The organism is Staphylococcus sp. MZ3 (genome assembly GCF_018622755.1).
In the GTDB taxonomy this organism is placed as follows: domain Bacteria; phylum Bacillota; class Bacilli; order Staphylococcales; family Staphylococcaceae; genus Staphylococcus; species Staphylococcus aureus.
In genome coordinates this window covers 1,860,500-1,873,946 of sequence record NZ_CP076026.1, presented here as the reverse complement: position 1 = coordinate 1,873,946, position 13,447 = coordinate 1,860,500, and the positions used below count along the sequence as shown (strand labels likewise).

At 30.9% G+C, this 13,447-nt stretch carries 15 protein-coding genes and 1 riboswitch; of the genes, 8 read left to right on the top strand and 7 right to left on the bottom strand.

The window, feature by feature from the left end; translation table 11 throughout:
• Positions 1 to 179: 179 nt before the first annotated feature.
• The gene (gene sdpA / locus KI230_RS08970) at positions 180 to 815 is read right to left on the bottom strand and encodes a CPBP family intramembrane glutamic endopeptidase SdpA (protein ID WP_001168908.1); all 636 of its coding nucleotides are present in this window, start codon (positions 813 to 815) and stop codon (positions 180 to 182) included.
• Positions 816 to 1,110: 295 nt separating this feature from the next.
• On the opposite strand from sdpA, the gene KI230_RS08965 reads away from it, so the two are divergent.
• Positions 1,111 to 1,554 carry a hypothetical protein gene (locus KI230_RS08965; protein WP_001030463.1) on the top strand — a complete coding sequence of 148 codons (444 nt, stop codon included), beginning with the start codon at positions 1,111 to 1,113 and terminating at the stop codon, positions 1,552 to 1,554.
• Here KI230_RS08965 and KI230_RS08960 read toward each other — a convergent pair.
• On the bottom strand, positions 1,541 to 1,984 hold the full coding sequence (locus tag KI230_RS08960) for a competence protein ComK (protein ID WP_001153742.1): 444 nt from the start codon (positions 1,982 to 1,984) through the stop codon (positions 1,541 to 1,543). The genes KI230_RS08965 and KI230_RS08960 overlap by 14 nt on opposite strands.
• 112 nt (positions 1,985 to 2,096) lie before the next feature.
• A complete protein-coding gene (sigS, locus tag KI230_RS08955) occupies positions 2,097 to 2,567 on the bottom strand; it encodes an RNA polymerase sigma factor SigS (protein WP_000671052.1) in 471 nt (156 codons plus the stop codon).
• 198 nt (positions 2,568 to 2,765) lie between these two features.
• On the opposite strand from sigS, the gene KI230_RS08950 reads away from it, so the two are divergent.
• Complete coding sequence (locus tag KI230_RS08950) at positions 2,766 to 2,990, top strand: hypothetical protein (RefSeq protein ID WP_000384171.1); 225 nt, start codon at positions 2,766 to 2,768, stop codon at positions 2,988 to 2,990.
• Positions 2,991 to 3,265: 275 nt separating this feature from the next.
• On the top strand, positions 3,266 to 4,120 hold the full coding sequence (gene sagB, locus KI230_RS08945; RefSeq protein ID WP_001032833.1) for a peptidoglycan release complex glucosaminidase SagB: 855 nt from the start codon (positions 3,266 to 3,268) through the stop codon (positions 4,118 to 4,120).
• Positions 4,121 to 4,414: 294 nt separating this feature from the next.
• Here the strand turns inward: sagB and arsC are convergent, their stop codons facing one another.
• The 3 genes from arsC to KI230_RS08930 are packed head-to-tail and all read right to left on the bottom strand — an operon-like array spanning position 4,415 to position 6,434.
• On the bottom strand, positions 4,415 to 4,810 hold the full coding sequence (arsC, locus tag KI230_RS08940) for an arsenate reductase (thioredoxin) (protein ID WP_000163235.1): 396 nt from the start codon (positions 4,808 to 4,810) through the stop codon (positions 4,415 to 4,417).
• 17 nt (positions 4,811 to 4,827) lie between these two features.
• Entirely contained in the window at positions 4,828 to 6,120 is a 1,293-nt protein-coding gene (gene arsB / locus KI230_RS08935) for an arsenite efflux transporter membrane subunit ArsB (RefSeq protein ID WP_000989117.1), read from the bottom strand.
• Entirely contained in the window at positions 6,120 to 6,434 is a 315-nt protein-coding gene (locus tag KI230_RS08930) for an ArsR/SmtB family transcription factor (protein WP_000221179.1), read from the bottom strand. Before KI230_RS08930 ends, arsB begins: the two co-directional genes overlap by 1 nt.
• Before the next feature lie 522 nt (positions 6,435 to 6,956).
• Between KI230_RS08930 and KI230_RS08925 the strand changes: the two genes are divergently transcribed.
• The 5 genes from KI230_RS08925 to ribH all read left to right on the top strand — a co-directional run bounded on the left by KI230_RS08925 (position 6,957) and on the right by ribH (position 12,291).
• Positions 6,957 to 8,459 (top strand): FAD/NAD(P)-binding protein, encoded by a 1,503-nt coding sequence (locus KI230_RS08925; RefSeq protein ID WP_045177232.1) that lies wholly within the window; start codon positions 6,957 to 6,959, stop codon positions 8,457 to 8,459.
• A 218-nt stretch (positions 8,460 to 8,677) separates the two neighbouring features.
• Positions 8,678 to 8,813, top strand: a riboswitch (FMN riboswitch).
• Between the two features lie 126 nt (positions 8,814 to 8,939).
• Positions 8,940 to 9,983, top strand: coding sequence for a bifunctional diaminohydroxyphosphoribosylaminopyrimidine deaminase/5-amino-6-(5-phosphoribosylamino)uracil reductase RibD (ribD, locus tag KI230_RS08920; RefSeq protein WP_045177230.1), 1,044 nt, complete (start codon positions 8,940 to 8,942; stop codon positions 9,981 to 9,983).
• Positions 9,984 to 9,989: 6 nt separating this feature from the next.
• Positions 9,990 to 10,622 carry a riboflavin synthase gene (locus KI230_RS08915; protein WP_000493888.1) on the top strand — a complete coding sequence of 211 codons (633 nt, stop codon included), beginning with the start codon at positions 9,990 to 9,992 and terminating at the stop codon, positions 10,620 to 10,622.
• Positions 10,623 to 10,632: 10 nt separating this feature from the next.
• The gene (gene ribB, locus KI230_RS08910; RefSeq protein ID WP_001159035.1) at positions 10,633 to 11,814 is read left to right on the top strand and encodes a 3,4-dihydroxy-2-butanone-4-phosphate synthase; all 1,182 of its coding nucleotides are present in this window, start codon (positions 10,633 to 10,635) and stop codon (positions 11,812 to 11,814) included.
• A gap of 12 nt (positions 11,815 to 11,826) precedes the next feature.
• Positions 11,827 to 12,291: a 6,7-dimethyl-8-ribityllumazine synthase gene (ribH, locus tag KI230_RS08905; protein ID WP_001008549.1), complete on the top strand. Its 465-nt coding sequence runs from the start codon at positions 11,827 to 11,829 to the stop codon at positions 12,289 to 12,291.
• Between the two features lie 121 nt (positions 12,292 to 12,412).
• Here the strand turns inward: ribH and KI230_RS08900 are convergent, their stop codons facing one another.
• On the bottom strand, positions 12,413 to 13,414 hold the full coding sequence (locus KI230_RS08900; protein WP_001196345.1) for a proline dehydrogenase family protein: 1,002 nt from the start codon (positions 13,412 to 13,414) through the stop codon (positions 12,413 to 12,415).
• Positions 13,415 to 13,447: the final 33 nt, after the last annotated feature.

Below are 13,447 nucleotides of genomic sequence, written 5' to 3'. Positions count from 1 at the left end.
TTATATATAGGTATGTGACTTTTGATTTTAAGCGTAAAGCAAAAGTTTTTATGTTTGTATTAGTTCTAAATTATTTTGCACTTGATGACACGTATTTTTGAGTTTAAGTGGTGACTCAAGTTCAATAAAATAAATATCAGATAGATAATTTGAAAATAATATGAAAGGTTATCTCAAAATTATCTCCATATTATAAAGAGCAGAGCTAACAAGTTATTTAAGAAGTGCATGAATATTACCACTTCTAATCGTTTTGTTTTTATATAAATTAGACCAAAAATCAAACCAGAATATAAGTAAGGTAAATAACCAATCCAAGTGTCAGATTCGTGTAATGATGCAAAAACTAAACTAGACACAATTAACCCTAAAAACAAGTGTTTTCTGAAGATAACCCTTATTATCATACCGCGAAAAACAATTTCTTCCACAATAGCGGGGATGATGGTAACAGTGAAAATAGAAATATAGAATGGTGTATTTCGTATTTCTTGCTCTAATTGTTGTTCATTTGCCGGTACGTCATGAAAATATAAATAAAGATTATCTAACCCATAAATTAATAGTGCACCGCCTATAATATAAATAACTTGAGACAATGTTAATTTTTTAAAAGAGAATAAATTGATTTTGAATAGCCTCAATAGAATTAAACCTACTAATACAATCAGCATACTATAAAGTAAATGTACTTCACTGACAACTATGCCGATAAATAAAATGATAGTAATAAAAAATGCTGCCATTAAAGTTAAAAAATAATTTCCTCGTGTAACCGATAAATCATCGTAAAAAAAGTCTTTGAATTTTTGCATGCTAAATCCTTTCTTTTCATTTTTTAAAATTATTTTGAATGTAATATGATTATGGCTAGATTCATTATATATGAAACATATATACGATTAAAATTTATCATTGTATCTACCTAAAAAGCATTAGTTTGAAAAATTAGCAGACTGTATTTTAGCGTTAAATCACCATAAATGAAATTGTAATATGGATTTTTGTAGATTTGATACATATATTTCTGTAAAATATATAAAATACACTTTCAATTGACGCTAATGTTTAAAATTACGTCAATATTATAAAGGAGAGAAATCCTTAATTATGAATAAAGCATCATTTGATAAAAAAGTTAAAAAGCAATTATGGTTTTTGAACAAGAAGGAGAAACAAGCATTAGATCAACGATTGTCTTCTATATCTGATGATGACAGCGTTAACTTAAATAAGCCTGTTACCTTTGCTAATGCTTACTTAAGACAAAATGTATTTCGAAATAAAGAAACAAAAAGTTATAGTATGTTTGTTACATTAGTAGTGATGATGTTTGCTTATGTTGCTTTATTAGGTTTGTTTTTATTTGGGCTAATTACAAGTCTATCTGGCGTACAATTTTTCATTAATCCTAAGGTAGATTTATCTACAACTGTTGTTATTTTAACAATTATTGGAGCGATTTTATTAATGATTGTTAGCATATATTTTATAAAAGTTGTGACATCATACTTTACTAAGAAACTTTTAGAAATTAAATTTAATTCGAAATAGTATTTTCAATGAAGTGCTTCAAAGCTAAACTTTCATGACATTTTTTTGAAACTAGAGAAAATGGCTCATCAACTTCTAGCTGAATGCCTTCTTGAAAATGTATTAATGTTGAATTCTCTATGGCAGTCATACCAACAATATAATGTGCATTGATATAAATTTGTATCGGTGCACGTTTATGTTTTAACGGAAAAAGTATAGTTTTTGGGTTGATGTAAATAGGAACCAGTTTATTAATATTTAGTATGTTTTTTGCAGTCTCAATTAGCACACTTTGTGATGACAAATGCAATTTCGCATAATATGAAACGAGTTTGTTAATTGGAACTTTAAGAATATAATCACAATGTAAAAAGACACAATTTGTTTCGAGATGGTTTGAAGTAGCAGTTTGGATATAAAGTAGATATTTAGTAGAATTGTCTTGCAAATATAGTACTCCTCGTTTAATAAGTTGTTAATTTAATGGTTAAAATAAATTTATATGAAGATGTTAGGGTGTTTCAACATCATTAACACATCGACCGAAATTTCACAATAAACTAATTAAAATTATGTTGGCATTTACGCTTAACGGACATCTTAATTAATTTAATCGTTGAAAGCGATAATGACATGATTTCAGCAATTTCAAATTGCTTGTATCCTTCAAGGTATAGTTTGAGCCATAGTCTTTCTCTTTGATTTAAAAGCTTGAAGATATCTTGTAAACGAAGGTCATGTTCATTAAAGTATGTTGGTTGTTCAGTTAATGTTGGTGAATTATTCTCACATAAAATGACATCTTTTAATTGATTTTGTTGTCTGAATAAATCGATAAGGTAAAAATTTAATCGAGTGAATAAAAAAGAGGATAAAGATTGCTTGCTTGAGGGTTTATATATCTGACTCAATTGCCACATTTTTATCAAGAGTAGTTGATAATACTCATCATAATTATAGCTAATATTATATTTTTTTAAAAGATGGTGTATGATTTTGTGGTGTTTGTTGTATACGTCATTAAATTTCAAGTAGTCATTCTCCAAGTTATACGTATAACAAATATTTCCGGATAAAGTTAGAATAAAATATTTAGAAAAATCATTCATTTGCGTAATCGCTAAATTAAGTGTTAAATATAAGACATAAGTAATTAATTTAATGTGATATGATGTATTATTACTTTGCTAAATAGTAGATAGAACAAAATTTGTAATCGGGAGGTAACAATGGATTACGCACATTTAAATTTAGAACATTTTTTTGCACGAAACGACGATTTAGATGTTATAAGAGATCGCGCTGATTTCGTGATGATAAATAACTTCACTAATGAAATGATGTATCGTGATGGTCAAATTGAAGGCACGATTGATTTAAATCAGTACTATTATAAAAATAGATCAAATGCAGCAAGTTTTATTATGATGGATTATAAAAAAGAAACTAAGTAAACGAACAAAAGAATTTTTTGTTTTTTAATACGTGAATAATAAGATTATTGATATAAAGGTTTTCAAAGGTTATACAAAAAGATAAAACATTTATGATTCGTAGATCAACGTAAAGTAATGTTGATAAATGGTTTAAAACGTTTCATTTACATTACTGTTTATTTATGAATATGTAACAATGCATAGATAAAATTGTTAAACGGTTTTAATAATGTTAAACTTTATTATCGTAGTCAAACTGAATGTATAACAACAATGACCTAAGAGGTGTGGATATGAATAAACACAAGAAAGGTTCTATTTTTGGAATAATAGGACTTGTTGTCATATTTGCTGTTGTCTCATTTTTATTTTTCTCAATGATATCCGATCAGATATTTTTCAAACATGTTAAATCCGACATTAAGATTGAAAAGTTAAATGTTACATTAAACGATGCAGCAAAGAAACAAATAAATAATTATACGAGTCAACAGGTATCAAATAAAAAGAATGATGCATGGAGAGATGCATCTGCAACTGAAATTAAAAGTGCAATGGATAGCGGTACTTTTATCGATAATGAAAAGCAAAAATATCAATTTTTAGATTTATCAAAGTATCAAGGGATTGATAAAAATAGAATTAAACGTATGTTAGTAGATAGACCAACGTTATTGAAACATACGGATGATTTCTTAAAAGCTGCTAAAGATAAGCACGTTAACGAAGTTTATTTAATTTCACATGCATTATTAGAAACTGGCGCAGTTAAAAGTGAATTAGCTAATGGAGTCGAAATTGATGGCAAAAAATACTACAATTTCTATGGAGTAGGAGCCCTTGATAAAGACCCAATTAAAACAGGTGCAGAATATGCTAAAAAGCATGGTTGGGATACACCTGAAAAAGCTATTTCAGGCGGTGCTGATTTCATTCATAAGCACTTCTTATCAAGCACAGATCAAAATACATTGTATAGTATGAGATGGAATCCAAAAAATCCAGGAGAACATCAATATGCTACTGATATTAAGTGGGCAGAAAGTAATGCAACAATTATCGCTGACTTTTATAAGAACATGAAGACTGAAGGAAAATACTTCAAATACTTTGTGTATAAAGATGACAGTAAACATTTGAATAAGTAATTTGATAAGCTACGAGTTGTTTTTATGACTCGGACATACTAAAAAGACGCTTTCTATCTTGTTTTGATAGAAAGCGTCTTTTTGCATTAGAGAAAACACATTGATTGATAATCCCACCAATGCAAGTGGGGCAGGACATCGATAAAGAATTACTTTTTCTTTAGAAATTAGTATTTCTTATGCATGAGTTTTACTCATGTATTCCTATTTTTAAGTACACATTAGTTATAGCTAATGATAAAGAACCACTACATAATAAATCATTAGTGTTTTTTTATCATTTCTGTCCCACTCTCATCGTGATTTGAAATTTTCAATTGCGATTTTAATTTCATCTCTTACACGTTGGAACTCTGACCAAGGCTTGCCTGCAGGATCATCAAATCCCCAATGTTCTTTCTTAACATTTGTTGGTAAAGAAGGGCAATTTACGTCTGCATCACTACATAATGTAACAACTAAATTTGAATTTTTAATAATATTATTATCGATTAAATCTGATGTATGATTTGATATATCAATGCCTACTTCTTTCATAGCTTCTATCGCTTTGGGATTAACACCGTGTGTTTCGATACCAGCAGAATATACATTCCAATCATCCGCTAAGATTTGTTTAGCCCAACCTTCAGCCATTTGACTTCGACATGAGTTGCCTGTACATATAAAATAAATTGTTTTTTTAGTCATAACAATCTCCTAATTAATTAAAATATGATAAGTGTTAGATACAACCCTATGAGGGTTATAAATAGTACTGGAATTGTAATGATGATACCGGTTTTAAAGTATGTGCCCCAAGAAATCTTAACATCTTTTTGTGTTAAGACGTGTAACCACAGTAATGTAGCTAGAGAGCCTATCGGTGTAATTTTTGGACCTAAATCAGACCCGATAACATTCGCATAAATTAGGCCTTCTTTTAACATGCCATGGACATTTGATTGACCAATAGCAATCGCATCTATTAAAACTGTAGGCATATTATTCATTATTGATGATAAAAACGCTGAAATGAAGCCCATTCCCAAAATGGTGCTAAATAGACCGTAATTGGAAATATATTCTAATATTTTAGCCAATATTAAAGTAATGCCAGCATTTCTTAAGCCGAATACGACGATATACATACCAATTGAAAATAATACTATATTCCAAGGTGCGCCCTTAATGACTTGCTTAATATTTACAGCATTTGATTTACGAGCCAACATTAGAAAAATAAAAGCAATGATTCCAGTGAAAATTGATACCGGAATTTTAGTAAATTCACTGATTAGATAGCCGAAAAGTAATATAACTAGCACAATCCATGAAATTTTAAATAGCTTTAAATCATTAATGGCATCTTTAGGATGCTTTATATTATTATCATCAAACGTTTTAGGTATCGCCTTTCTAAAATATAACCACAATACTATAATACTTGCTAAAAGTGAGAATAAATTAGGTATAATCATTCTACTAAAATATCGAATGAATCCTATATGAAAATAATCAGCAGATATAATATTCACTAGATTGCTCACGATCAAAGGTAAAGAAGTTGTGTCAGCTATAAAACCACTCGCAATAATAAAAGGGAATATGGCCCGCTTACTAAAACCTATATTTTTAACCATCGCTAATACAATAGGCGTTAAGATTAACGCTGCGCCATCATTTGCGAAAAATGCAGCAACAATGGCACCCAATAATATGATATAAACGAACATTTTTAAACCATTGCCTTTTGAAGCATGAAGCATGTGAATAGCTGACCATTCGAATAATCCAACTTTATCTAATATTAATGAAATAAGAATGACTGAGACAAAAGTCAAAGTAGCATTCCAAACAATACCTGTTACTTCGAAAACATCGGAAAAACTTACAACACCAGTAATAACAGCAATAAAGGCACCAGTTAATGCGGTAATGCCAATATCTAGGCCTTTAGGTTGCCATAATACAAATAATAAAGTTACTAGAAAAATGAGTGTCGCTAAAGTTGTCATCATTAGCATTCACCAGTCTTAAGGTTATGACAAATACATCGTTGGTTAGAGGTATGAACCTTTGACAAGTTATTAATTACGGACTCAAAAATATTATGATTGAGCTGGTATAAATGTTTATTTCCGATTTTTCGTGTCGTAACTAAGTTGGTTTTTACTAATGCTTTCATATGATAGCTAAGTGTAGGTTGAGAGAATTGAAAATGTGCTAACAAATCACAAGCGCATAACTCTCCACAAGAAAGTAAATCTAGTATTTCTAATCTGCTTGAATCTGATAAAACTTTTAAAAATGTTGCTAGTTCTTTATACGTCATAACATACCTCCTAGACGTTAAATAGATTATCATCTATATAGATGAATGTCTATGTTCCTTTGGTATATTACACGATATGACTATGTAATTTAAATTTGGTTTTAGTATTAAAAGGGTATTAAAGATAAATTATAGATATTGATTTTGCAAAATATACTCTTTGTTTTGCATTGAAAAAGGTGATTAGCCATATCTTGAGTGTATGGCCAATCACCTTAGTTGAATTTATTTTGTAATCAAGGGTATTGATTAAGAAGCTTTGTTTTTACGACTAAAAATCATAAATAGAATTACTAATGAGATTAATATCTTTGCTATAAATTTCAATTTAATTCACCTCGTTAAAAATATTTTAACACAAACACTAAGGTTGATATTAAATGAAAAGTTTTAAATGGTTTAATGGTTGTGAAAGTGAAATAATAGCTTGCCTTAATAAATTTTATTAAAAATACCAAATTGCTATAATTATAGGTAATAGTTTAAATATAATATTTTGAATTACAAAAGGATGGATGATATATGCGTGTAGCAATAATAGGCATGGGAACTGCTGGTGTAAGTGTATTGAGAGAGTTAGTTAAGCACCCGAAGTTTAATCAATTAGATATAGATTTATACGATGATAAAGTAAATATGGGACAGGGCGTACCATTTCAAAATGATAGTTCTGAGCTGCTAATTAATATGCCTTCGAAAAAGATGAGTTTAAATTTAGATGATGAGACTGAATTTTGGAAGTGGTATAAACAACAAACTGATTTTAATTTTGATGAACCTGCATATTTACCGAGATTTGTATTCGGACATTATATGAAATCTTATTTATCTATGTTCACGAAAATATATCCAAATATATCAACTAATTATAATAAAGTTCAAGAGATTTATACAAATTCTAATATCGATGAAACGAATTTAACTTATTACATATGTACTACAAATTCAGGACAATCATGGCAAGCGTACGATTATGTATTTTTAACATGTGGTACATTTGCCTACCATGATCCATATAACTTAAAGGGTAAAAAAGGATATATCGCTACGCCTTATCCAACATATAATACGTTAGACGAAGTAAATGAACTGGACGATATTGCGATTATTGGTACAGGCCTTGCCAGTTTAGATGTTGTCCGTTATGTTGCTGCTCATCATCCGAAATTACCAATTACTATGACGAGTCGTTCTGCTCATTTACCAAGTGTAAGAGGTACAATGATAGACGTGACATTCAAGTACTTAACTAAAGACAAATTAAATGACATTAAAAAACATCATTTCGGCAATGCACCGCTTGATACTTTAGTTTCTTTATTTTTAAAAGAATGTGCTGAATATGACATTGATTTTAAAAAATTAGTATATAGACGTACAGGAAATCATATTGCAGATTTGAAGTATGATTTAGCGCGTCCAACAGAAATGGGCATTTTCCAAAGTATGATTGAACATTTGAAAGAGAATTTAAATTGGATATGGAATAGCTTAAGTATTGAAGACCAACATCAATTTAATCAAAAATACTCAAAGATGATTCAATTAAATTCAAATCCAATGCCTCCAAGAACTGCTGAACTAATTATTGAATTAATAGAAAATAAGTCTTTAATTTTGAAAAAAGATTTAGAAGATGTGAAACATGATGGCAAGTTGTATTATTTTTCATACAAAAACCAAGAATCAGTAGACATATATAATGTTGTCATTAACGCGACAGGTGCAAAAAGTCATTTAAATGAATTGGATCAAGATGATCAATTAATTAAAAATCTTGAAAATAGACAAATTGTACAAGCACACCCAATGGGAGGCATACAAATCATTCCGGAAACCAATCAAGTTATTAGTCCAAGGTTTGGAACATTAACAAATATGATTGCGATAGGTCAAATGACAAACGGTGTTAATAAACTACGAAATGGTGTGAAAATGATTGTAGAACAAGTTGCGCATACAGTATCTCAATTATATGATGCTTTAGAATCGAATGAGCAACAACAGCGCAGTGACAATCAATAATTTGTAACTAGAAGATAATAAAGAGAACGCTCTATAGAGACGAATTGAAGGTTTGATTTTAATGTCTGTTAGTAAGAATCATATCAATGAGATGCCTATAGTACTCATGTTATATTAAATTAAAACCGTCATTAATTGTTTTTTCAGAAAACATATAGTATCATTTTAAATGTAGTTGACATACTACGTACTCAAATAATCTATAACAATTTCATATATAATTCTTTCGGGGCAGGGTGAAATTCCCAACCGGCAGTAAATAAAGCCTGCGACCTGCTAATATGTTTCATATTAGTGGCTGATCTAGTGAGATTCTAGAGCCGACAGTTAAAGTCTGGATGGGAGAAAGAATGTTAATTATCGACAAAGATAATGTAGCGTATTTGTAAAAATGTGTACAAATAGGCTTATTTAACGATAAATTTTTCTCCTTGCATCTTAATTCATGATGTGAGGATTTTTGTTTATAGAGGTGATCATTTGAGTCAATTTATGGATTATGCGATTCAACTTGCAAATATGGTACAAGGTCAAACAGGTGTTAATCCACCCGTTGGCGCTGTTGTAGTTAAAGAAGGTAGGATTGTTGGTATTGGTGCACACTTGAGAAAAGGTGACAAGCATGCGGAGGTTCAAGCACTTGATATGGCACAACAAAATGCTGAAGGTGCGACGATTTATATTACGTTAGAGCCATGTAGTCATTTTGGTTCAACACCACCCTGTGTTAACAAAATTATTGATTGTAAGATAACTAAAGTAGTTTACGCAACAAAAGACAATTCGTTAGACACACATGGTGATGAGACGTTACGGGCTCACGGTATTGAGGTTGAATGCGTTTATGATGAACGTGCATCACAATTATACCAAGACTTTTTTAAAGCAAAAGCAAAGCAACTGCCACAAATTACAGTGAAAGTATCTGCAAGTTTAGATGGTAAACAAGCGAATGATAATGGACAAAGTCAATGGATTACTAACAAAGAGGTTAAACAAGATGTCTATAAGTTAAGACATCGACACGACGCAGTGTTAACTGGAAGACGTACAGTTGAATTAGATGATCCACAATATACTACACGTATTCAAGATGGAAAAAACCCTATAAAAGTAATATTGTCTAAGTCTGGGAATATTCATTTTAATCAGCAAATTTATCAAGATGAATCAACACCAATTTGGATATATACTGAAAATCCAAATTTAACAACCAATCAAACACATATTGAAATTATTTACTTGAAGTCTTGCGATTTAACAACAATTCTTCACAATTTATATAAAAGAGGAGTTGGAACTTTGCTAGTCGAGGCAGGTCCAACCACTACTTCAGAATTTCTCCAATCTAATTATATAGATGAATTTATTCTCTATTATGCCCCGAAATTAATTGGCGGATCTGGAAATTATCAATTTTATCAAACAAATGATGTGATTGAGATACCAGATGCGAACCAATTTGAAATTGTTCATTCCGAGTTATTAAATCAAAATGTTAAATTAACTTTACGAAAGAAGTGATGATGCATGTTTACTGGCATCGTTGAAGAAATAGGTGTCGTTAAAAGTGTTCAAATTCGTCAATCAGTCAGGACGATTGAAATCGAAGCACATAAGATTACGGCAGATATGCATATTGGTGATTCCATCAGTGTTAATGGTGCATGTTTAACAGTGATTGATTTTAATCAGACATCTTTTACTGTTCAAGTAATTAAAGGCACTGAAAATAAAACCTATTTAGCAGATGTTAAGCGACAATCAGAAGTAAATTTAGAGCGTGCCATGGGTGGTAACGGTAGGTTTGGTGGACATTTTGTCCTCGGTCATGTAGATGAACTAGGAACAGTTTCAAAAATAAATGAAACAGCCAATGCCAAAATTATTACGATTCAATGTAGCCAACATATTAATAATCAGTTAGTTAAGCAAGGGTCTATTACTGTGGATGGTGTAAGTCTAACGGTATTTGATAAGCATGATAACAGTTTTGACATTCATCTTATTCCAGAAACGAGGCGTTCAACGATTTTATCATCCAAAAAATTAGGAGATAAAGTACATTTAGAAACAGACGTTTTGTTTAAATATGTTGAAAATATTTTAAATAAAGATAAAGACCAATTATCTGTAGATAAATTAAGAGCATTTGGTTTTTAGGAGGGGTAGCATGCAATTCGATAATATTGACAGTGCTTTAATGGCTTTAAAAAATGGAGAAACAATTATTGTAGTAGATGATGAGAATCGTGAAAATGAAGGTGATTTAGTAGCGGTCACTGAATGGATGAACGATAATACCATTAATTTTATGGCGAAAGAAGCAAGGGGATTAATATGCGCACCAGTGTCTAAAGATATTGCACAACGTTTGGATTTGGTACAAATGGTTGATGATAACTCCGACATCTTTGGTACGCAATTTACAGTGAGTATTGATCATGTAGATACAACAACAGGAATTAGTGCTTATGAACGTACATTGACTGCCAAAAAGCTCATTGATCCTAGTAGTGAAGCTAAAGATTTTAATCGTCCTGGTCATTTATTTCCATTAGTAGCACAAGATAAAGGCGTATTAGCTAGAAATGGACACACAGAAGCGGCTGTTGATTTAGCTAAACTTACTGGTGCCAAGCCCGCTGGTGTCATTTGTGAGATTATGAATGATGACGGCACGATGGCGAAAGGACAAGATTTACAAAAGTTTAAAGAAAAACATCAATTAAAGATGATTACGATTGATGATTTAATTGAATATCGTAAAAAATTAGAACCAGAAATTGAATTTAAGGCAAAAGTGAAAATGCCTACAGATTTCGGAACATTTGATATGTATGGTTTTAAAGCGACATACACAGATGAAGAGATAGTTGTACTGACAAAAGGTGCAATTCGACAACATGAAAATGTACGCTTACATTCTGCGTGCCTTACAGGCGATATTTTCCATAGTCAACGTTGTGATTGTGGTGCTCAACTTGAATCGTCTATGAAGTATATCAATGAACATGGTGGCATGATTATTTATCTACCTCAAGAAGGTCGTGGCATAGGATTGTTAAACAAATTACGCGCATATGAATTAATTGAGCAAGGATATGATACAGTAACTGCAAATTTAGCATTAGGTTTTGATGAAGATTTGCGAGATTATCATATTGCTGCACAGATTTTAAAATATTTTAACATCGAACATATCAATTTATTAAGTAATAATCCAAGTAAATTTGAGGGATTAAAACAATATGGCATTGATATTGCAGAAAGAATTGAAGTTATCGTACCAGAAACGGTACATAATCATGATTATATGGAAACGAAAAAAATAAAAATGGGTCATTTAATATAGGAGGATTTTAACATGAATTTTGAAGGTAAATTAATTGGAAAAGATTTGAAAGTTGCAATCGTAGTTAGTCGATTTAATGATTTTATCACTGGAAGATTACTTGAAGGTGCAAAAGATACTTTGATTCGACATGATGTTAATGAAGACAATATTGATGTAGCATTTGTGCCAGGTGCGTTTGAAATTCCTTTAGTAGCTAAAAAATTAGCCTCATCAGGAAATTATGATGCAATAATTACATTAGGATGCGTAATTCGCGGTGCTACGTCTCATTATGATTATGTTTGTAATGAAGTCGCGAAAGGTGTTTCTAAAGTAAATGATCAAACTAATGTACCAGTCATATTTGGTATTTTAACGACTGAAAGTATTGAACAAGCTGTGGAAAGAGCAGGTACGAAAGCTGGCAATAAAGGTGCGGAAGCAGCAGTAAGTGCAATTGAAATGGCTAATTTATTAAAATCTATAAAAGCATAGAGCACTGTTGTGAGTTCATAATCAAAGATTTATAAATGATTCAGAACTGCCAATTTAACATTTAGGAGCCTAGAACATTGATTATTGTTCCAGACTCCTAAATTATTGTTTATGTCATGCTCTATTTACGGCATAATTTTTTAATTGTACTTAAACCTAACATAACTGTAGCTCCTAAAGCTGCAATTATGCCAACACGTTTTAAGCCAGCAGGTTTCACAAATTCTTTTACAGCAAGAGATAGGTTTTGTGGGCGTTCTGCTAATCTTCTCATAAAATACGCAAACCAATCATCGCCATAAGGTACATAAATAGTGAAATTATAGCCTTCATTTGCGATTTCTTCTGCTAACTCTGATCTAAAACCATAGAGCATTTGGAATTCCATACGATCTTTTTCAATGTGATTTTCTTTCATAAATTGTTTTACATGATTAATGATGCGATGGTCATGTGTTGCAATTGAAGTGAAATTGCGTGCGTTTAACAAACGTTTTTCAATTATTTTGATGTAATTTGCATCTACGTCTTCCTTAGATTGAAATGCAATTGATTCGTTTTCTTTATATGCACCTTTAACCAAACGTAATCGTAAATCTTGGTACTTATCAACTAATTCATGGCTATCGTATAAATATGCTTGAATTACAGTACCAACATTTCTAAATTCGCCTTTTAATCGATCTAAAACTTGAACAATTTGTTGCAGGCTAGCATATTTTTCAGTATCAATATTTATATGCATATTGTTGTAAGTATTTGCTTTAAGTAAAATCTCTCTTAAATTTTGGTAAGCTAATTCTAAGTCGAATTCTGCACCTAACTGACTCAATTTAACAGACATATGTGCCTTTACGCCATGTTGATGAAGCGCGTCCATAATTGTTAAAATTTGTTCTTTAGCATGATTACTTTCTTCAACTGTACCGACAAATTCCCCTAAATTGTCTACCGTAACAGCGATATTCTTGTCATTTAAGTATTCGATTGTATTAATTAACTCTGGAATTGTATTTCCGGCAACGACTTTATTGGCGCCCAAACGTGGGCCCACTTTTTTTGCTGCGTTGTTTAAAAAACTATTATTAGATAATCCGATAAAAAAATTCTTTAATAGTGCCATTGCTACTCCTCCAAACCCTTGTGTTTACAATAA

Coding starts and splice junctions, on each gene's coding strand:
- sdpA (WP_001168908.1), bottom strand. CDS start 815: ATGCAAAAATTCAAAGACTTTTTTTACGATGATTTATCGGTTACACGA.
- KI230_RS08965 (WP_001030463.1), top strand. CDS start 1,111: ATGAATAAAGCATCATTTGATAAAAAAGTTAAAAAGCAATTATGGTTT.
- KI230_RS08950 (WP_000384171.1), top strand. CDS start 2,766: ATGGATTACGCACATTTAAATTTAGAACATTTTTTTGCACGAAACGAC.
- sagB (WP_001032833.1), top strand. CDS start 3,266: ATGAATAAACACAAGAAAGGTTCTATTTTTGGAATAATAGGACTTGTT.
- arsC (WP_000163235.1), bottom strand. CDS start 4,810: ATGACTAAAAAAACAATTTATTTTATATGTACAGGCAACTCATGTCGA.
- arsB (WP_000989117.1), bottom strand. CDS start 6,120: ATGATGACAACTTTAGCGACACTCATTTTTCTAGTAACTTTATTATTT.
- KI230_RS08930 (WP_000221179.1), bottom strand. CDS start 6,434: ATGACGTATAAAGAACTAGCAACATTTTTAAAAGTTTTATCAGATTCA.
- KI230_RS08925 (WP_045177232.1), top strand. CDS start 6,957: ATGCGTGTAGCAATAATAGGCATGGGAACTGCTGGTGTAAGTGTATTG.
- KI230_RS08915 (WP_000493888.1), top strand. CDS start 9,990: ATGTTTACTGGCATCGTTGAAGAAATAGGTGTCGTTAAAAGTGTTCAA.
- ribB (WP_001159035.1), top strand. CDS start 10,633: ATGCAATTCGATAATATTGACAGTGCTTTAATGGCTTTAAAAAATGGA.
- ribH (WP_001008549.1), top strand. CDS start 11,827: ATGAATTTTGAAGGTAAATTAATTGGAAAAGATTTGAAAGTTGCAATC.
- KI230_RS08900 (WP_001196345.1), bottom strand. CDS start 13,414: ATGGCACTATTAAAGAATTTTTTTATCGGATTATCTAATAATAGTTTT.